The following is a 20,036-nucleotide window of genomic DNA, read 5'->3' on the forward strand; positions in this document are numbered from 1 at the left end:
CCGGTGAACGACTGCACGCCACTCCAGGAACGCCTGCTGTTCCTCCAGAAATTCCTCTCAGCCCCGCTGAGCACGGGAAGCATTGTCCCGAGCTCCCGCCACCTGACGAAGGCGATGCTCAAGCCGATCAACTGGGAGAATTCGCGGCATATCGCCGAGCTGGGAGCCGGCACCGGAGTCTTCACCCGGGAAATCCGCCGCCGCCGCGATCCCCGCTGCCAAGTTTACATCTTCGAGCGCGATGAAGCGCTACGGGAACGCCTGCAGGTGGAAATCCCGGATTTTTCGTTTCACCCGGATGCCCGCGACATCCACCTGCTGCCGCGGGAGGAAGACTCGGCCCCGCTGTTAGACGGGATCATTTCCGGCCTGCCCTTCGCGAATTTCCCGACGAGCCTGCGTGACCAGATCCTCGATAACGTGAAGGCAGCCCTGAAGCCGGACGGGAAGTTCATCGCCTTCCAGTATTCGCTGAGGCTGAAGTCGCGGCTGGAGAAGCGGTTCGAGAAAGTGAGCACCTCGCTGGTCACGCTCAATGTCCCGCCCGCCTTCGTCCACGTGTGCGAAGGTCCGCGCGGAAACTGAGCAAGTCGGGGCCACGAAGCTGTGGCGACTCAAGCATTGTGCAGAATGAATTGAGTATTGTGCAGGGTGGCGCGCCGTCAGGTTGACGCTTGGGCATGAAGGCGGTCGGATCGCATGCCATGAAGGTAGCCATCATTGCCGCGACCTGCTTCGCCGCCTCATTCGCAGGCGCCCAGGAAAAGCTCGACCGCGAGGCGATCGTGCGGCGGCACCAGCCCGTGCTGGAAAAGGCGGACAAGCTCACGCCCTTCGGTCTCGGGCTGCCGGGCGCGGACTTCGTCTTCACCGCCGACGTCACCGGGCTGCAGACATTGGTCGATTTCCACCGCGACGGGCAGGATCTCAATACGATGGCCGGCTGGGCATGGCATGAGTTTCCGAATCCGGAAAAATTCACGCTCGCAGACTGCACGGCACCTCATCCGCACGATGGGGAAACGCGGCCCTACATGCCGATGAATCCGCCCGATGGCCTGTCACCGGAAAAGAAGGAGCGCTGGCTGAAGGCGTCCGCGTGGCTGCGCTCGAATCCACACCGGATCGGCCTCGGTCAGCTCGGCTTCGTGAAAGCGGATGGGACTTCCATCAAGCCTGAGGATCTCTCGGGCATCCATCAGGAGATGGACCTGTGGTCCGGCACGCTGCGCTCGCGATTCGTCCTCGAAGGTTCGGAGGTGAAGGTGACCACGGTGCCGGTCGCCGGTCCAGATGGAGTAGCCGCAAGGATCGAGTCGGAGCTGTTAGAAAATGGGAAACTCGCGCTGGAACTGGCCTTCTCCGGACCCTCCCACGAATGGGGTGCCACCGGAGACGACGCGAATCCCGCCGCGCACCAGACCGAGTGCGTCGCGGAAAAGCAGGATGCCACCTTCGTCCGAACCATGGACGGGACACACTACGGTGCGGCACTGGCATGGAGCGGCGATGCGTCATTCGAAAAGAGCGGCACCCACCACTTTCTGCTGAAGCCGAAGGGCTCGCGGAACTTCGATCTCCGCCTCGTCTTCTCTCAAACGGGCACACCGGCGAATCCGCCCGCTTTCGACACCGATGCCGCCGCGTGCGCGAAACAATGGAACGGCTTCTGGAATCGCGGCGGCGCCATCGATTTCGCCGGCTCGACCGATTCTCGCGCAAAGGAACTCGAGCGTCGCGTCGTGCTCTCGCGCTACCTAATGGCCATCCATAGTGCGGGGCCCAACCCGCCGCAGGAAACCGGCAACGCTCGCAATTCATGGTTCGGCAAGTTCCACCTTGAGATGGTGCCTTGGCACAGCGCCCACTTCTCGCTGTGGGGCATGCCGGAGGTCACCGACCGCCAGCTTGATTTCTACCAACGCATCCTGCCGAAGGCCCGCGAAACCGCCGTGGCACAAGGTTGCAAGGGCGCGCGCTGGCCAAAGATGACCGACCCGTCCGGCCGCGAGAGCCCGAGCGATATCGGCGTGTATCTCGCGTGGCAGCAGTCACACCCCATTTATCTGTTAGAGCTCGTGCGCCGTGCCAAGCCCGGCCGGAAGACCTTGGAAAAGCACCGCGAGGTGATCTTCGCGACCGCCGATTTCCTCGCGTCGTTTCCTCGCCGTGGTGACGATGGCAAGCTTCACCTGCTGCCACCATTGATCCCCGCTCAGGAGTGCTACAAGCAGTCCGAGACGAAGGACCCGGCCTATGAACTCGCCTACTTCCGCTGGGCACTCGGCAAGGCACGCGAATGGCGCGCCGAACTCGGGGAAGCACCCGATCCCGCATGGGAGACCGCTTGGAAAGATCTCGCTCCCTTGCCTGTCGTGGAAGATCGCTACGCCACGGTCAGCGGCCCACCCTTCACGCTTTATCACGATCATCCCTGCGTCCTCATGGTCTGCGGCTGGCTGCCTCCGGAGAAGGACTTCGACATGGCCCGCTTCGGCCGCACCTACGACGATATCGCGAAGAAGTGGGACTACCCGACCACTTGGGGCTGGGATCCTCCGGTAATGGCCATGGCAGCCGCCCGCCTCGGCCGCCCCTCCGCCGCGGTCGATGAACTGCTCCGCAACACGCCCCGCAACGGCTACCTCGCCAACGGCCACAACTACCTCGACCAACGCCTGCCGCTCTACCTCCCCGGCAATGGCGGCCTGCTTCACGCCGTGGCGATGATGGCCGCCGGTTGGGATGGTGCTCCGGATCGGCCAAGCCCCGGCTTCCCGGCGGACGGAACGTGGAAGGTGAAGACGGAAGGATTGATCAAGGCACCTTGATCCGAGTGAAGCATGGCTCCTTCAAGGCTTCGCTGGATTCCAGCCATCGGAGCCACCGAACACCTTCTCGACGTTAATTGCCTTCGCCTGTTCGTCGGTCAGCTGACGGGACCACTTCACGCGTGAATTCACCCGCGCACCCGGACCGGTCGACTGATACTCTCCATAGCGTGCGGTCTTCTCGTTCTCGGCCTTGTCCCAGTTGTTCCAGCCGTCGGGATGGATGTGGCTGCCCATCTCGCACCGGAGAAAAATCACGCTGGCATTGGGTCGCCACGGACGACCGAGAAAGGCCAGAGGCGGCTTCTTGTTGGAAGCTTCGGCATCCCATGGTGTCGGGTCGGCCGTGAGCTTGCAGTGCGAGAAGACGTAGCCAAAGGGGTTCTCCTCCGGCGTGCTGGCCGCGGTGACATAGCCGCCGTTCTTGCTGCGGAGCTCGCAGCCCTCAAAGAACGCGGTGCCAGATCCGTAGATGAAATCGACACGGCCCTCGATGTAGCAGTCTTTGAAATAGTGGCGGCCGTTATTGGCCATCAGGGTATCCTGCCAGCCGAGCAAGCGACAGTTGCGGACGGCGCAACGATCGCCATCGAGCCGCAGCGCCAGCGCCTGGCCGTGATCACCTGAGGTATTCTCGATGGTAAGGTTCGTGGCCCGGAAGTCATCGCCCTGTGCGATCAGCGTGATCCCCTCGAGATTTTCGAGACGCCGTTCCTTCAACGTCTCATACACATTGAGATGAAAGCTAACCGTGGTGGTCACAGGATTCTCGCCGACCAGATGAATGAAGCGCTTCGACTTCGGAATCAGCGTTTGCTGCCAGCGATAGCGACCGGGCTTGAGCAGGATGACGTAGGGCTTCGTCGCATGGTCAGGCGCGGCATCCACCGCTTCCTGCAAGGTCTTGAACTTCGAATCCTTGCCGGTGGAAATCACAGCATCGATGTCCGCGGGCAATGGCAGGGCGCTCAATGCCGGAACGGCAAGCGGATCGGCGAAGCACGGAACTATCGCACAGGAAAAGACCAGCAACCAGGCAGGCAGGAAAGGCTTCATTAGGTGTCTTGAGAAAAAGGAAAAGCGGCCCTCGTCTTCCGAGGGCCGCCGTGGGGACATGAGAAGTAGCGAAGCGCTACGGCTGCTGAACCGCAAGCCGCACGAAGACCTTCGCCTTCCCGGCTGGCAGCGTATACGAGATCGCGGTCGGACTATTGACGGCAGGCGTCACCACGGCCCACGGGTCCGTGACACCGAGGTCATCGGACTCCTCGATCGCCCAGGTGACATCACCATTCGCCACCGCCTCAGCTCCCTTGGCAAAGGAGACCGCGCCGCTGGCGTAAGTTCCGGCGGGCACGCTGGAAACGGTCGGGCTCTTGCCAAGGGCATATTCGACGAGATTGCTGAGCCCGTCATGGTCATGATCGCTGGATCCGGGTTCGCCGGATATTCCGTTCGCCGTAGCCCAAGTGCTGTAGTTTGAAGCTCCCCCGGCGACGGCGAGTGAAAGCACGCCGGTTGTCTGGTTGAAGCTCCAGGTCTTGCTGCCATCGGTACGGGTCCACACGCTTCCGGACTTCGCGAAGTCCGGTGTCGGAGAACCGGGGCGCGTGTCGATGATCTCAATGCCGCAGATCTTCCCGTTGTCGACCACGTTGGCGAAGTTGATGATGATCGCCCCGCTGGCATTGGCGGCCACCGTGCGTTCCTCGATCACGGCTTTCTTCTGCGCATTCCCGGCCGCGACCCAGATGTCGTAGTCGTCGAGCTGCAGCACGCCGTTGATCGTGACGTCGAACTTCCGCTTGTTCGCGGCGTTATGGAAGACCTCCGCGAAGTGCAGGCGGACCTTGTAGTTGTTGCCGATGGTGAGGCCGCCAAAGGTATAGGTCATGTTCCCGTATCGCTCGGCAATGTAGACCGCTTCCGGCGCGGGATCAGTGACACCCGTGAGATTGATCGGCCCCGAACCGCCCGTGTAAATATTGCCGCCTGAAACATAGGAGGTTCCCGAAACGAAGTCGCCGATCGCGTTGGCGCTGGCATTCACTTTGGTGGCGGCGGGACTGATCCACGCGGCGTCGGTAACCGCGAAGCTCGCACCGAAGGTTTCCCTCAAGGCCCCGACATCCACGAGCGACCAGCTATTGCCATTGGCCGGACTGGCCGCGCTCAGATCGAGTTTCAGCTTGCCGTTCAGATTGGCGGTGCCGGTGCCGGCAATCTTGTTGCTCACGCCATTGGACCCCGGCTTGAAGAGCATCGACGCACCGTTGGCCAGCGTGAACGTGGCGGTTGTCCCCACGGTCGTATCGCCCGTATACCGGTTGTGGCCGGTGAAGGTCACCGTGTCGGCGGCGGTGGTTCCAGTGAAAGCAACCGCTGTCACGTTGCCGCCATCCTGAATGGATCCTCCCCACGTGGTGTTATTCCGCTGGAAACTGAGGAGCGCGACTCCACCGCCAGGACCGTGGTTCGTCACGGTGCCGGTGCCGGTCACGGCGCCAAATGATTCGCCCCCGCCTACCACATCCAGCGTGCCGTTCACCGCCACGGATGCATTGGCAGTGTAAGTGTCGGAGGTCTCCGTTCTCAGCGTGGCACCTGCGGAAATCGTCCCGCCAGAGCCCACTTGCTTGCCGGCGGTGACCGGGTTGAACACCTGCAGCGTGCCAGCGGTCACATTGAGCGCCCAGCCTTGGTTCTGGCTGCCATTCAGGACGAGCTTTCCAGTTCCAGCCTTGGTCAAGGCACGGTTGGAAGAATTCGTCGGATCGTAGTTGTTGAGTGGTCCTGTTAGAATGACATCACCGGCGGAGGTGTTCACGGTGAATCCATTGAGACCGGCACCGATTCCCGCGCTGATCGTCTGGGGATTCGCCGAAAGGTTCTGGATGGTCTTCGAATTCAGGTAGAGCTCGTTGCCGGAGAGATTGAAGGATCCCGCTGCCGCATCGAAGCGCAGGCCCGCGAGTTGTACCGCTCCAGGGAGGAGGTTCACCGTGTCCCACGCAGTGGCAACGTCATTGTTGCTCGCCGTATTGGAACCCGTAAGTGTGGGGAGATCGTTGGTCACCGGCGACGAGAGTGAAGTCCAGTTCGCCCCCGTGCTCCAATTCCCGCCGCTGCCTCCTGCCCAAACGGAGTCGGGAAGAACGCCGAACGCGAGCTTGCCGCTGGCCTTCGTGAAATACCACGTGGCCGGCCCCACAATCTTCCTCCAAATTCCCGGCGAGGTTTCAGTGAAACCGGGCACCGTGAAATTCGCGCCGTAGGTCACGCTCGGCGACTGCACCAGCACCCACTTGGTGCCGATGGCAGGCGTGCCCACCGTGTCGAGACCGGTGATGTCGAGGGCCCCGTTGAGCGAGACCAAGCCCGGGCCAAAGATCTTGTTGCTGACTCCATCCGGCTCGATCTTGAACGTGACCTTGCCGCCATTGAGAAGGTTCAGCTTGGAGCCGGCCGTCCTCACCTCGGTATCGCCGGTGTAGGTGTTTTGACCGGAGAGATTCACGAGCGGGATACCCGTGTTCGAACCCAGCAACACCCCGAGCCTGCCTCCCCCATCGCCATCCACGAGGTTGCCCGCGATGTCGTTGATCCGGGTCACCGGATCCTGGTTGAAATCGATGATCGTGGTTCCTCCACCGGCGAGGCTCTTGATGGTGCTACCTGCCACCGCATCCATCTCACCTAGCGCCGTGTTGATCGTGAAGCCGACGGTGGAGGTGGCGTTGTTCAGTTTGAGCGTCGTATTGTAGTGCCAGTTGGCGTTGGTCGACAGGAGCGTCGCGTTCGCGTTGACGTTCACCGTGCCGAAGATACCTCCCGCCCAATCCAGCGTGCCTGCATTCACGGTGAGCTGGAATGGCGCTCCGCCGGAGCCATCCACCGTGCTGTAGCTTCCGTCCACCTTGACCGTGCTGGTCCCGTTCTTGGTGAAGACGTGGCTGAAGGTATTGGTTTCCACTCCCAACAGTTCGAGCTCGCCGGTTCCCGCAGCCACGATGCCACTGGCGTTCTCCTGCAACCGCGCGTTGAGGACCTGGGGGAACGTCGAGTTATTGGCGATCGTCTTGCCATTGAAGAAAATGGGATTTCCGCCGATCTCGAATGACTCGGCCGCGGCGTCGAAGGTGAGGCTATTGACCGCGATCGTGCCACCGATGGCCGTGTTGAGGTCGTTCGTGTTGAACGCATTTGTGACTCCGGAGAAAACAATATCGTCGCCGGTCAGCGGTGCGGCTGACCAGTTTCCAGCGACCGACCAATTCGGGTCGGAGCCATCGCCTCCGGTCCACGTGGCAGTGGCCGCCGCAGCGGAGCCGCAGAGCGCGATTGCACCGCCCACAGACATGATGGCGGATCGTCGGGAGAGACCTTCCACGAGCCGCAGCATCGGGAAGGACTGAAGGGGAGTTTTCATGGGTTTGGATCGTGAGGTGTTTGGCTAGTGGTCCGTGGAGACGGAGAGCCGCGACGTCATCGACGGGATCTCCAATTCCAATCCGGAGATCATGTTAGCCATTCCCTGCCGCCGTAAATTGTGCGCGGCTGCAAACCTCATTGGATAAAATGAAGCTTGCTACACTCTCGAATCGAGCGACTTACTACGATTCTTATAGTAGTTCTCGCAGACCCATTCCCACGACAAGCAGAAGCTTCTCCCGCCACTCCCTCAGGACTGCATCGTCACCAAGGTCAAGCAACCGCAATCTCGCCATCCTGCTTCAACACGCGGCCGAGCAAGGCCTGCTTTCGGAACTCGCCCGGAGGCATGCCACAGGCTTGCTTGAAGGCGATGAAGAAGCTGTTCACGCTCTGGTAACCGCAGAGGAAGGCCACCGATTCCACCTTGTTGTTAGACTCACCCAACAGGCGCTTCGCGTGCTCGATGCGCGTCGAGCGGATATGCTCTCCGGGCGTCAACCCGAGATGCTCGATGAAAGCCTGATGCAATCCACGGCGCGAAATCCCCGCGGTGCGCGCCACGGTGTCGATGTCGATATTCTCGCTGAAATGCTCGGCGATGAAGCGCAGTGCCTTTGCCACCCCGGGATGATTCACCGCCGTGATGTCGGTGCTGCGTCGCGCGATGATACGGGTCGGTGGAATGCGGATCGGAGTTGGGTCCACCTTGATGCCATTCATCATGCGGTCCAGCCACGCGGCACCTTGATAGCCCAGGTTTTCGAAATCGGGATCCACCGCGGTGATCGGCCGCTGGCTCGACTGTGGCAGCAACAAGTCATCCTCGATGCCAATGATCGACACCTCCTGCGGCACGGCGATGTCAGCAAGATCACAGACCTCCTGCACTTCCACGGCGAGCGTGCCATTCGCGGCAAAGACGGCCAAAGGCTTCTTCGCCTGGCCGATCTTCGCGGCGAGCCACGCGCGGCGTTCGGTCCATTCGCCGCGACCCTTCCGATACGACTTATGCGAGTGCCAGCGAATCCACGTGCAGTCGTGGCCATGTTTCGCGACCGCCCTGACGAAACCATCACCCCGTTCCTCGAAGGTCCAGTTCCCCGAGTCGCTGTAGAAGAGGAAATTCTTGAAGCCGCGCCGGATGAAATGATCAGCGGCGAGGCGGGCACATTCCGCATGATCCTGCACCACATGCGTGAAAGGCAGATTCGCGCGGCGTAGGCTGAAATCGACCGTCGGCTTGTGCAGCGATTGCACGAATTCGCACAGCTCATCGCTGCCCGCCAGCCATGCCAGCACGCCATCCCCGCTCCATCCCCATGGGATGGCGAGCTCCTTGGTGATGCTTGCCGCGGAAATGTGCCAGTGGTGCTCGGCGGCATAGGCCGCGATCCCGGCGAGTAACCGGTGATCGTGCCAGCCGAGGGCGAGCAGAACGCTCTTTTGCCTCTTCATGTGGGTTTACTTGGGTCTCCTAGGCTCCCTCACGCCGGGCCGAGAAGTAAATGCGGAATTTTGAAGGACTCATCCAAAATCGTGCAAATCTCGTGGGGTGCATTACCCGGGATGCCACCCTTTGCCGGGTTTTGCAGGTCGACCGGGTGCCTTTTTTTCAACCCCTTTTGCAGAATGGGTCCGTTTACGCGCCATGAGCCGCTTTGTAATTTTTTCGCCGTCTGCCGGACACCGGCGACGACCAATCGCCGGGCGGGAGAGCCCTCCCACGTCCGGCACGAAAAACCCAAGAGCCTTTGTTCACGAAGATTTCCATCGGATGGTTTGGAGTTCGCCCGTCGCGTTGCGACGGCGGATTGCCTGCCGCTTTCGTCGGCCCATATTGGGTGGTCCCCGGCGAAGGGAAGATGCCGGAGGCGGCGAGGGTTTTCCTCGCTCACGAGGTTGCCGCCTCCGGCCACTCTCTCAAAACGCGGGCTTCAATAGCTCTCGTCGCCTTGTTCGCCTCGGTATCCTCCGGCGCTGATACCACTCCAGTAATCCCTCCTCCCGAAATCCCCTCCCTCGTCAAGGAAGTCGCTGCCTCTGATGGGACTGCTCTAGCCACCGCCGCAATCCAACAGGCGCTCGATGCCGTGCGCGATGCCGGCGGCGGTCGTGTGGTCCTTCCCGCAGGCCGATTCCGGAGCGGGCCACTCGTGCTCGGCAACAAGACCGAGCTGCATCTTTCCAAGGCATCGGTGCTCGTCATGAGCGATCAGAACTCGGACTTCCCCGCCGAGGGAAATCGCAGGCCAGCCTTCCTCTCCGCCAGCAATGCCCACGACATCCGCATCAGCGGCGAAGGCACCATCGAGGGTCAGGGCGAACGCTGGTGGAAGATCTTCCTCGATGAGAAAGCACGCGGCATCAAGGACGCACCACGTCGTCCCCAGCTCATTGCCATCTCCCGCTGCGAGCGCGTCGAAGTGGAAGGCATCTCGACCATCGACCCTCCGAACACGCACTACTCTTTCAAGGACTGCCAGGATCTCGCGATCCGCGGCATCAAGGCAATCGCCCCCGATGACTCGCCGAACACCGACGCGCTGAATCTTTCCAGCGTCCACAACGTGCTGATCGAGCACTGCCACATCAGCACCGGCGACGACAACATCGTGCTGCTGTGCAGCGCCGCGCGGAAGAAGGGCGTGCCGGAAGTGGAGAACGTCCTCATCCGCGATTGCACGCTGGGCTTCGGCCACGGCCTCTCCATCGGCAGCTACACCTCCGGTGGCGTGCGCAATGTCACCGCGGAGAACATCACCTTCGACGGCACCACCTCCGGCATCCGCATGAAGGCATGGCGCGATCGCGGCGGCGTGGTGGAGGACATCCACTACCGGAATATCGCGATGAAGCACGTGCGCTATCCGGTGTGGATCACAAGTTACTACCCAAAACCACCCGCGCATCCGTCAGAGGATCAGCCCTCTGAAGGCAAGTCTCTCAATCCGGTGTGGCGCGACATTTCGATCGAAAACCTCACCGTCACCGATTCACCGAATTCGATCCTCCTGTGGGGCTTGCCCGATCAATCGATCGACGGCGTGACCATCAAGAACTCGAAAATCTCCGCGGAAACCGGCGCGCTGGTCTTCCACGCGAAGAACATTGGCTTCGCCAATGTCTCGATCACTCCCGCCGCGGGTCCGGCGCTCCGTCATTTCGATGCTGAAATCCAAGGGCTAAAGAGCGAGAACTACGACGACAAGCCCGTGAAATCCAAATGAACCCTCAAGCTCCAACCACCGGGGAAAAGACAGGAAACGTCCGCTGGATCATCTGCGGCCTGCTCTTCTTCTCGGTCGCGGTCAACTACCTTGACCGGCTGGTCATCAGCATCCTGAAAAAGCCGCTGAGCGGCCAACTCGGTTGGACCGACAATGACTACGGGACCATCGCCGCGGCCTTCTCCTTTGCCTACGCCTTCGGCTACCTGTTAGGGGGTCGCTTCATTGACAAGCTCGGCGTGAAGCGCGGCCTGCCACTGTTCGTCTTCCTGTGGAGCCTGTCCGCAATGGCGCACGGCTTGGTGAGTCAGCTGGATCATGCCGCGGAGTTCCGGATGCAGTATCCGTGGTTCTCGCGGGCGGAAGGAGGCTTCATCCTCGCCACCCTGGCGATGCCAATGACCGCGGCGGGCTTCATGTTCGCACGCATCGCGCTCGGCCTTACCGAAGGTGCGAACTTTCCTGCCGCCATCAAGGTGGTCGCCGAATGGTTCCCGGTAAAGGAGCGAGCACTCGCCACCGGGTGCTTCAATGCCGGCACCAATGTCGGCGCGGTGCTTTGCCCGATCGCCGTGCCGTGGATGTTTTCGCATATCGGTTGGGAATGGACCTTCTACATCACCGGGGGCACCGGTTTCCTGTGGCTGATCGGCTGGTGGTTCTTCTACGACGAACCACGCGAACACAAGCGTGTGAAGCAGGCCGAGATCGACTACATCCGCGGCGACCAGCCAGTGGAAGAAGCTAAAAAGGTAAAGGTGCCGTGGCTCGCGCTGCTGAGATACCGCGCCGTGTGGGCCTACGTGCTCGCCAGTATCTTCGCCAGCCCGGCGTGGACCTTCTATCAGTTCTTCCTGCCCGACTTCCTCGACAAGAAATTCAGCCTCAGCCTGGAGGCAACCGGCTGGTGGACGGGTGCCTTCTACGCACTCGCAGCGATCGGTGGCGTGGCCGGCGGCTGGCTGGCCGCCAAGTTCATCCGGGCCGGTTGGGACATCAATCGCGCCCGCAAGACGGCGCTGCTGATCTGCGCACTCTCGGTAGTGCCGGTATTCTTCGCGCCGTTTGCCGGCTCGGTGTGGCTCGCGGTATTCATCGTCGGCCTCGCCGGCTCCGCCCATCAGGGGTGGTCGGCCAATATGTTCACAGTCGTTTCCGACACGATGCCGAAGGAGGCCATCAGCTCGGTCATCGGCCTCGGCGGCTTCGTCGGCTACTTCACCGGCGGCTTCATCAACAAGTTCACGGGCATGATCGTCCAGGAGACCGGCAGCTATGTGTGGGTCTTCGCCTACTTCTCGCTGATGTACCTCCTCTCGCTGGGCCTGCTGCACCTGCTGGTGCCCCGCATTCAAAAGGAAACGCGTGCGCTGCCCATGCCCGAACCGCTTACCGAATCATGACTCCCACCGGCCATTCTTATCCCTGGGTGCCCGACCAAGGCGACGGAACCTATCGTAACCCGGTGTTGCATGCCGATTACTCGGATCCCGATGTGGTCCGTGTGGGCTCCGATTATTTCCTCACGTCCTCCAGCTTCAATTGCACCCCCGGCCTGCCGATCCTGCATTCACGCGACTTGGTGAACTGGCGCATCGTCAATCACGCGCTGAAGAATCTCCCGCATCCCCGCTACAGCGAGATTCAGCCCGGCCACGGCGTGTGGGCCCCCTCCATCCGCCACCACGACGGCAAGTTCTGGATCTTCTTCCCCACACCGGATGAAGGGATTTATCTAACAACCGCCACCGATCCCTTGGGCGAATGGTCCCCGCCGCACCTGGTTCTCGCGGGCAAGGGGCTCATCGATCCCTGCCCGTTCTGGGACGATGACGGCAAGGCATACCTCATTCACGCCTACGCTGGCTCGCGCGCCGGCATCCGCAACAAGCTCCACCTCCGGCCGATGGCACCCAATGGCAGCCGCACGCTCGGGAAAGGAAAGGTCGTAGTCGAGATCGATCCATCCTTGCCTGCGCTCGAAGGGCCGAAGCTCTTTAAGCGGCATGGCTGGTACTACATCTCCGCTCCTGCGGGCGGCGTGGCTACGGGCTGGCAGTGCATCTTCCGCTCTCGCAGCATCCAGGGCCCCTACGAGGAAAGGATCGTCCTCGCGCAACGCGGCACCGCCGTCAATGGACCTCACCAAGGTGCGTTGGTTGATACTCCAGACGACGACTGGTGGTTCATCCATTTCCAGGACAAAGATCTCTACGGGCGCGTTGTTCACCTGCAGCCCGTTTATTGGGAGAACGATTGGCCGTTGGTCGGCGAGGCACAGGATGAAACCGGTGTCGGACGTCCTGTCCTTCAGCATCGCAAGCCGCTTCCCAGCGAAAGCTACCCCGCGGTGCCACAGGACAGCGATGAATTCGAGAACGACACACTCGGTCTCCAATGGCAGTGGCACGCGAACCACGAAGGCGACTGGTATTCGCTGACCGAACGAACTGGACAGCTGCGGCTGCGACCGTGCTTTGCACTCAATGGAGACACCGCCAAGGCACCGAACCTCCTTCTTCAGAAATTTCCCGCCAGCGAGTTCGAGGTGGAAACACGGATCGAGCTTCCCGACGGCCACGCCTCCCTCCATTCGGGACTTGTTGTCGCAGGAGAAAACATGGCCGCCCTCGACGCCCAGCATCTCGACGGGATGTATCGTCTCCACCTCACGATTGCGGGAGAGACTCAGGCCACGCTCGATCTTTCCGCGCCGGCTCTGGTTCTCAAGCTCAAGGTCAGCGAGGGCGGCGTTTGCCGACTCGGAGTCGCGACGGCGGAAGCCGCATTCTATCAGATCGGGCCGTCCTTCCAAGCCACTCCGGGTCGCTGGATCGGCGCGAAGGTCGGACTCTACTGTATCACCACCGATGTGCTCGATGCCTCCGGCCACGCGGACTTCGCCTGGTTCCGCTTCGGGCCGGTGCACCATCCCGCGGAGCAACGGAAGCATCGCACCAATGGCGCCGAGGTCCACGATCATGCGAGTCGCGAACACTCCCGGAGCACCGCGCGCCCGACCCGTCCATGAAGACCTTCATCACCGAAGACTTCCTGCTGCACAGCGACGTGGCACAGGAACTCTACCACGACCACGCCAAGCATCAGCCGATCTTCGACTACCACTGCCACCTTCCGCCGGATCAGATCGCGGCAAACCGGCGTTTCGACAATCTCTATCAAATCTGGCTGGAGGGCGACCACTACAAGTGGCGCGCCATGCGCTCGAATGGCATCGCGGAACGCTTCTGCACCGGCGATGCGACCGATCGTGAAAAGTTCGATGCCTTCGCCCTAACCGTGCCTCGCACGCTGCGCAATCCTCTCTACCACTGGACCCACCTCGAGTTGCTCCGCTACTTCGGGATCGATGATCTGTTGGATGAAAGCACCGCGGACTCGGTTTGGCAACGCACCAACGAGCAACTCGCCGAAACCCGTGTCCATGACTTGCTGACCCGGAGCCGCGTGGCAGTCGTCTGCACCACCGACGATCCCACCGACACCCTGGAGCACCACCGAAAGATCAAGGAAGACGGCACTCTGAGGACACGCGTCTATCCAACCTTCCGACCGGACAAGGCACTCGGTGTCGATCAGCCAGCGACCTTCAATGCCTGGACCGACAAGCTGGCCGCAGCAAGCGGCGTCGAATGCGCCACACTCGATGGCTTCCTCGCGGCATTGAAGCAACGCCACGACTTCTTCCACGAGATGGGCGGCCGGTTGTCCGACCACGGAATGAACGCGGTGGATGCGGAGGACTGCAGCGAGCGCGACGCCGCAGCCATCTTCAATCGGGCTCGATCCGGCGGCCAAGTTACTCCCGGCGAAGCCTCCGCCTTCCGTAGCTTCATGATGATCTTCTTCGGCCATCTCGATGCCGATAAAGGCTGGACCAAGCAGCTCCACCTCGGCGCCCTGCGGAACAACAACACCCGGCTGCTGCGCAAGCTCGGGCCGGACACCGGCTTCGATTCTATTGGCGACCAGCCACAGGCCGCTGCGCTCGCGCGCTATCTCGATCGGCTCGATCGGGATGACCGCCTGCCGAAGACCGTCCTCTACAATCTCAATCCCGCCGACAACTACCTCTTCGGCACGATGATCGGAAACTTCCAGGACGGCACCGTCCCGGGAAAGATCCAGTTCGGCAGCGGATGGTGGTTCCTCGATCAAAAGGAAGCGATGGAGTGGCAGCTCAATACGCTCTCAAACCTGGGACTGCTCAGCCGCTTCGTCGGCATGCTCACGGATTCGCGCAGCTTCCTGAGCTATCCGCGTCACGAGTATTTCCGCCGTATCCTTTGCAACCTGATCGGCCGCGACGTCGCGAACGGCGAACTGCCTCGCGACATGGGCCTGTTAGGCCAAATGGTCCGCGACATCTGCTATGGTAATGCCCGAGACTACTTCGGCCTCGAAGTCCCCGAGATGCCATGAGCAGACCCGCCCATAAGGGGTGTCGACGTTCCGTCGACACGACAAGTCGATTGGCTCTCACTCTGATTGCCGGGGTCTTGTTCTTCGGCTTTCCCGCCTCCGCCGAACCAAACTGGCGCCCCGACATCGAATACTCCCAAGCCGGCGGAGAAAGCCTTTGCCTCGACGCATCCATTCCCGAAGGCAGCGGCCCCTTCCCAGCCGCCATCCTCATCCACGGCGGCGGCTGGGGCAGCGGCGACAAGGCAGCAGACTTCGTCCCGCTTTCCAAATCGCTCACGAAGGAGGGCATCGCGTGGTTCTCCATCAACTACCGCCTCGCGCCAAAGCATCCATGGCCCGCATGCTTTGATGACGTCCAGACCGCCATCCGCTGGGTCAGGACAAATGCCACCGCCTACAACGTCGATCCCAAACGCATCGCTCTGATCGGCTATTCCGCCGGCGGCCAACTCGCCACACTGGCCGCCATCCGCGCCGATGAATCAACCCGTGTTCAAGCCGTGGTCGGCTTCGCACCCGCAGTCGAGCTCGTCGCGGACATGCAGCGACGCGGCGAGGTCGGAGTCGCGATGCGGAATCTACTAGGTTTATCGGACAAGCTGGACGATGCCGCGCTGGCTAAGATTGCCTCGATCTCCCCTGCGGAAGAGATCAAGCCGGGTCTGCCACCCTTCTTCATAGTCGAGGGCACCGCCGATCAATCCGTGCGCCATGTGGAAACCTTGGCGTTCATTCAAAGGCTCAAGCAGGCACAGGGATCTTGCGCACTTCTGGAGATGAAGGACGCCCCGCATCGGATTGCCGAGTGGCCAAAATTTTCACCCGACTATGCCGAAAAGACCGCGGCGTGGTTAAAGACGACACTGGCAGCAGCACCGAAGTGAACATCACGCTTTCCATGTCCCGCTCCATTCACGCCGTCATTCTTTCCTCATCGTGCACATTCATTGCCGCACTCCATGCCGGCGAACTGCGCGTCGACATCAATCGCGACTCTAACAACACCGCCACCGTCACCGAGAACGGCTACACCAAGTGGAGTCCTGACAATACCAACGGAGCCGCGACCGGCACCAATCCGGTCAGCCGCAGCTTCACCACGGCCACGGGAGAAAATGTGACCATCACCTTCGCTCAAACCGCTGCATCCGCTGCAGCGGGCGGCACCGGCCTCCTGACCAATTGGTTCAAGGCGGGTGCCGAAGGATCCGCCAAGCTGGTGAGCGACGGTCTCACCGTCGCACCTGCGAACCTCGGCGGTGGCGGCCAACTCCGCATGACGGTCACCGGCCTCAGCGCCGGGACGCACACCTTGCTCACGTATCACAATGCTTGGGACAACGTGGCCGCCGGAACGGTCGGGCCAATCGACATTTGGGTCAACGGAACGCAGGTCATCGACAATCTCCAGCCGACAATCCGCGCGGCATCGACCATAGCCGCGACCACGGCCTACCTGGACTTCAGCGTCGCAGGACCTTCCACCGTGACCGAAATCCTTTTCGCAGCCGAAACCAACACCGCTCCGGCCGTTACGATCCGCAATGCAATGATCAATGGCTTCGAGATCGACACCTCGAATTCACAGAAGATCGCCAATACCCCTTCGCCTGCTCACGCCAACGAACACGTGGACGCCGACTCCGGCTCAATTTCGCTGTCATGGCAGCCCGCCCTCGCCGGTGGCGTCGCCTCGCACGATGTTTACTTCGGGACCACCGAGGTAGCGGTGAAATCCGCCACCCGCACCTCTCCCGAATTCCTCGGCAATCAAGCAGGAACTAGCCGTCCGGTATCGCTCCCTAACAAACTCGGCACCTATTATTGGCGTGTCGATGAAATCGACTCGCTCGGCAATATTGCCAAGGGCACCGTATGGCATTTCCGCCCGCGCCTGCTCGCCTTCCCCGGTGCCGAAGGCTACGGGCGCTTTGCCCGCGGTGGACGCGGTGGAAAGGTCGTCCATGTCACCTCGCTCGCGGACTATGAGAGCAACGCGACTCCCATCCCGGGAACGCTCCGCTACGCCGTGGAAGTGGAGACTGGCCCGCGTGTCGTCGTCTTCGACACCGCCGGCCTGATGACCATGAATCGCCGTCTCACGTTGAGTTCTCCCTACGTCACGATCGCCGGACAAACCGCTCCGGGAAAAGGCATCTGTCTCCGCCAGTGGCCGCTCGGCCTGAGCGGATCCAATGATTCCGTCGTCCGCTTCATCCGCAACCGCCCCGGTAATATCAGCGGCCAAACCATCGACGGCGGAGGCCTTGCCGGTTGCGACCACTCGATCATGGACCACTGTTCGATCAGTTGGTCGATGGACGAGGGCTTCAGCTCGCGCAGCGGAAAGAACATCACCCTTCAGAAAACCCTGATTTCGGAGGCTCTCGCCATCGCCGGTCACCAGAACTATCCCGCGGGCACCGACCATGGCTACGCCGCCACCGTCGGTGGCGATATCGCGAGCCTGCACCACAATCTGCTCGCCCACTGCTCCGGACGGAATTGGTCGATGGGCGGCGGCATTGACGCGCTCGGCTTCTTCTCCGGCCGTCTCGATATCCGCAACAACGTCGTCTACAACTGGAAGAGCCGCACCACCGACGGCGGCGCGATGGAGGTCAACTTCGTCAACAACTACTACAAGCCCGGCGCGGCCACGACCCTGGTTCCCTACGCAGTGACCATGAACCACGAGAATGACTTCGGCGGCTCGCAACGATGCTACTTCGCCGGAAACGTCATGCAGGGCTATTTCAACGAGAGCAACCAAACCGCAGGCCGTCGCAGCGTGGTCTCCAATGGAGCTCCCACCCCGACCTACGAGACCTTCGTCTCCGCACCCTTCTTCGAAAACTACATCACCACCCAGACCGCGGCCGGCGCCTACAAGCGCGTCCTCTCCGATGTCGGAGCCAACCGCCCGCTCGACGATCACGACATCCGCGTCATCCAAGAGACCTTGTCCGGGACGTATCATTACACCGGCACGGGTCCCTATGGCGGATTTCCCGGATTGCCGAACTCGCAGGACGATGTCGGAGGCTGGGAAAACTATCCCGCCGAAACGCGCCCTTCCGGCTTCGATAGCGATGGCGACGGTTTGCCGAACTGGTGGGAAGCCCTCTACGGCACCAATCCGTCTTCGCCCACCGGTGACTTCTCCGATGCCAATGCCGATCCGGAGAACGATGGCTACACCCGCCTCTGCGACTACCTTGCCTGGATGGCACTGCCCCGGCTGGTGGTTGCTCCAGGTGAAGCCGTGATGTTGGATCTGTCGACGCTGACAAAGGGCTACACCACTTCGCCGGTCCGCTCCGTGCAACTTCCCACCGCCTCCTCCGGTGCCGGGACTCTTCAGCTTCTCCCCGATGGAAAGACCGCGCGCTTCACCGCTGCGGCAGGGTTCTCAGGCATCGCACGCTTCACCTACACCGTCACCGACTCGGGAGGCGACAGCATGACGGGAGAGGTGGGAGTCCAAGTCACTCCACCGGTGGGACAAAAGACCGCCTATGAGACGTTCTGCGAGACTTACGGCCTCAATCCTCAAACCACCGGTGCTCCTGCGAGTGACTACGATGGCGACGGCCTCGCCAATGCGATCGAGTTCCTATTGGGCGGCGATCCTACCCGTGGCTTCCTCCAAGGAGCGAGCCCCTCTGCGTCTCTTGATGCTGGGGGAACGCTGGTCTTTTCCTACCGGAGGAAGCTGGCCGCAAACGGGATCTTTGTGGATGCCGTTGAGACGTCGACCGGCTTGGATTTCTGGAATGAAGTCGTGAACGGCGTGGGCGGTGCGACGATCCAGACGGCCCTGCTAGATCCGGAGACCGAAGTCGTCACCGTCCGCGTTCCGATTGATTCCAACTGTCGCTTTGCACGGCTCAAGGTGTCTGAAGCGGAGTAACCGCCGCGCTTCTCCTTGCTACCACGCCCTTCTGTTTCAAGATGAGTCTGATGAAGGTCATCTCATCTCTCCTTCTCGCGGCAACGCTTGGTGCCAGCGCAGCACCCCATCCCGCCGTGATCAGCTCCGAGTGGATCAATCCCGATCCACCTTATCCAGAATGTCACGCCTCCACCATCGTCGAAGTGGCATCAGGCAAGCTGGTCGCGGCTTGGTTCGGTGGCACCAAGGAGCGCAATCCGGACGTCAGCATCTACATCGCGCAGCATGACGGCACGCATTGGCTGCCTGCGGTGAAGGTTGCCGATGGCGTTCAAGCAGACGGATCTCCTCGTCTGCCCACCTGGAATCCCGTTCTCTTCGCGCCGAAGGATGCGCCACTCCAACTCTTCTACAAGGTCGGCCCCGATCCTTCGACATGGTGGGGCATGGTGACTACCTCCGGCGACAGCGGAAAAACGTGGGACACGCCGCACCGCCTGCCCGATGGCATCCTCGGCCCCATCAAGAACAAGCCGGTGGTTCTTCCCGACGGGTCGTGGCTTTCACCCACCAGCACCGAGAGCAGCAAGGACGGTTGGCTGGTGCACTTCGAGCGCTCCTCCGACGGAGGAAAGACCTGGGAAAAGACCGCTCCGGTGAAAAAGGGTCCGGCATTCGACGCCATCCAGCCCAGCATTCTCTTCCACAAGGACGGCCAATTGCAGGCGCTCTGCCGAAGCAAGCAAGGCGTGGTGGTCCAGACATGGTCGAAGGACGGCGGCCGGACGTGGAGTGCGCTCACTGCCACCACCCTTCCGAATCCCAACTCCGGCACCGACGCGCTCACCCTCTCGGATGGCCGGCAACTCATCGCCTACAATCACTCCGCCCACCGACCCGAGGAAGCGAAGGGCGACCGTTGGCCACTCGATGTCGCGATCTCCGATGACGGGCTCGAATGGAAGCGGGTCATTACGCTGGAAACCGAGCCTTGTCCCGCAGGCTACGCTTATCCGGCGGTCATTCAAACCGCAGATGGGAAGGTTCACATCACCTACACCCATAATCGCCAAAGGATCAAACACGTGGTGCTCGACCCGGCGAAGCTCTAAGGGGTGTCGACGTTCCGTCGGCGCGTCCATTTCACAGTCCCCGAAACCCTTCCCGAAATTCAAGCGCGATTGCAGAAAGGCGGGCTTACTT

12 protein-coding genes are annotated in these 20,036 nt (G+C 61.4%); 9 read left to right on the forward strand and 3 right to left on the reverse strand.

Annotation, left to right across the window (positions count from 1 at the left end; genetic code table 11):
* Positions 1-3: 3 nt before the first annotated feature.
* Together WKV53_RS04920 and WKV53_RS04925 are read left to right on the forward strand one after the other, a co-directional pair.
* Positions 4-585 (forward strand): class I SAM-dependent methyltransferase, encoded by a 582-nt coding sequence (locus WKV53_RS04920; RefSeq protein ID WP_341403237.1) that lies wholly within the window; start codon positions 4-6, stop codon positions 583-585.
* 119 nt (positions 586-704) lie between these two features.
* On the forward strand, positions 705-2,831 hold the full coding sequence (locus WKV53_RS04925; RefSeq protein WP_341403238.1) for a hypothetical protein: 2,127 nt from the start codon (positions 705-707) through the stop codon (positions 2,829-2,831).
* 21 nt (positions 2,832-2,852) lie between these two features.
* Here WKV53_RS04925 and WKV53_RS04930 read toward each other — a convergent pair whose 3' ends face one another.
* From WKV53_RS04930 to WKV53_RS04940, 3 genes are all read right to left on the reverse strand, one after another.
* Entirely contained in the window at positions 2,853-3,887 is a 1,035-nt protein-coding gene (locus tag WKV53_RS04930) for a pectinesterase family protein (protein ID WP_341403239.1), read from the reverse strand.
* Between the two features lie 76 nt (positions 3,888-3,963).
* Positions 3,964-7,260, reverse strand: a complete 3,297-nt coding sequence (locus WKV53_RS04935; protein ID WP_341403240.1) for a malectin domain-containing carbohydrate-binding protein — start codon at positions 7,258-7,260, stop codon at positions 3,964-3,966.
* 275 nt (positions 7,261-7,535) lie between these two features.
* Positions 7,536-8,720: an AraC family transcriptional regulator gene (locus WKV53_RS04940; protein ID WP_341403241.1), complete on the reverse strand. Its 1,185-nt coding sequence runs from the start codon at positions 8,718-8,720 to the stop codon at positions 7,536-7,538.
* Positions 8,721-9,076: 356 nt separating this feature from the next.
* On the opposite strand from WKV53_RS04940, the gene WKV53_RS04945 reads away from it, so the two are divergent.
* From WKV53_RS04945 to WKV53_RS04975, 7 genes are read left to right on the forward strand one after another with little or no spacing between them, the layout of a single operon-like run.
* Positions 9,077-10,492 carry a glycoside hydrolase family 28 protein gene (locus WKV53_RS04945; RefSeq protein WP_341403242.1) on the forward strand — a complete coding sequence of 472 codons (1,416 nt, stop codon included), beginning with the start codon at positions 9,077-9,079 and terminating at the stop codon, positions 10,490-10,492.
* The gene (locus tag WKV53_RS04950) at positions 10,489-11,895 is read left to right on the forward strand and encodes an MFS transporter (RefSeq protein WP_341403243.1); all 1,407 of its coding nucleotides are present in this window, start codon (positions 10,489-10,491) and stop codon (positions 11,893-11,895) included. The genes WKV53_RS04945 and WKV53_RS04950 overlap by 4 nt, the downstream gene beginning before the upstream one ends.
* Complete coding sequence (locus WKV53_RS04955) at positions 11,892-13,523, forward strand: glycoside hydrolase family 43 protein (RefSeq protein ID WP_341403244.1); 1,632 nt, start codon at positions 11,892-11,894, stop codon at positions 13,521-13,523. Before WKV53_RS04950 ends, WKV53_RS04955 begins: the two co-directional genes overlap by 4 nt.
* On the forward strand, positions 13,520-14,935 hold the full coding sequence (gene uxaC, locus WKV53_RS04960; RefSeq protein WP_341403245.1) for a glucuronate isomerase: 1,416 nt from the start codon (positions 13,520-13,522) through the stop codon (positions 14,933-14,935). Before WKV53_RS04955 ends, uxaC begins: the two co-directional genes overlap by 4 nt.
* Positions 14,936-14,985: 50 nt before the next feature.
* Positions 14,986-15,822, forward strand: coding sequence for an alpha/beta fold hydrolase (locus WKV53_RS04965; protein ID WP_341403246.1), 837 nt, complete (start codon positions 14,986-14,988; stop codon positions 15,820-15,822).
* Positions 15,786-18,851 carry an Ig-like domain-containing protein gene (locus WKV53_RS04970; RefSeq protein WP_341403247.1) on the forward strand — a complete coding sequence of 1,022 codons (3,066 nt, stop codon included), beginning with the start codon at positions 15,786-15,788 and terminating at the stop codon, positions 18,849-18,851. The genes WKV53_RS04965 and WKV53_RS04970 overlap by 37 nt, the downstream gene beginning before the upstream one ends.
* A 50-nt stretch (positions 18,852-18,901) precedes the next feature.
* The gene (locus tag WKV53_RS04975; RefSeq protein ID WP_341403248.1) at positions 18,902-19,945 is read left to right on the forward strand and encodes a sialidase family protein; all 1,044 of its coding nucleotides are present in this window, start codon (positions 18,902-18,904) and stop codon (positions 19,943-19,945) included.
* Positions 19,946-20,036 lie beyond the last annotated feature (91 nt).

This window comes from Luteolibacter sp. Y139, assembly GCF_038066715.1.
Classification (GTDB): Bacteria; Verrucomicrobiota; Verrucomicrobiia; order Verrucomicrobiales; family Akkermansiaceae; genus Haloferula; species Haloferula soli.

Excerpts from the sequence above, each read along its gene's own strand:
- uxaC (WP_341403245.1), top strand. The coding sequence starts at position 13,520 with ATGAAGACCTTCATCACCGAAGACTTCCTGCTGCACAGCGACGTGGCA.
- WKV53_RS04950 (WP_341403243.1), top strand. The coding sequence starts at position 10,489 with ATGAACCCTCAAGCTCCAACCACCGGGGAAAAGACAGGAAACGTCCGC.
- WKV53_RS04935 (WP_341403240.1), bottom strand. The coding sequence starts at position 7,260 with ATGAAAACTCCCCTTCAGTCCTTCCCGATGCTGCGGCTCGTGGAAGGT.
- WKV53_RS04940 (WP_341403241.1), bottom strand. The coding sequence starts at position 8,720 with ATGAAGAGGCAAAAGAGCGTTCTGCTCGCCCTCGGCTGGCACGATCAC.
- WKV53_RS04930 (WP_341403239.1), bottom strand. The coding sequence starts at position 3,887 with ATGAAGCCTTTCCTGCCTGCCTGGTTGCTGGTCTTTTCCTGTGCGATA.
- WKV53_RS04975 (WP_341403248.1), top strand. The coding sequence starts at position 18,902 with ATGAAGGTCATCTCATCTCTCCTTCTCGCGGCAACGCTTGGTGCCAGC.
- WKV53_RS04925 (WP_341403238.1), top strand. The coding sequence starts at position 705 with ATGAAGGTAGCCATCATTGCCGCGACCTGCTTCGCCGCCTCATTCGCA.
- WKV53_RS04955 (WP_341403244.1), top strand. The coding sequence starts at position 11,892 with ATGACTCCCACCGGCCATTCTTATCCCTGGGTGCCCGACCAAGGCGAC.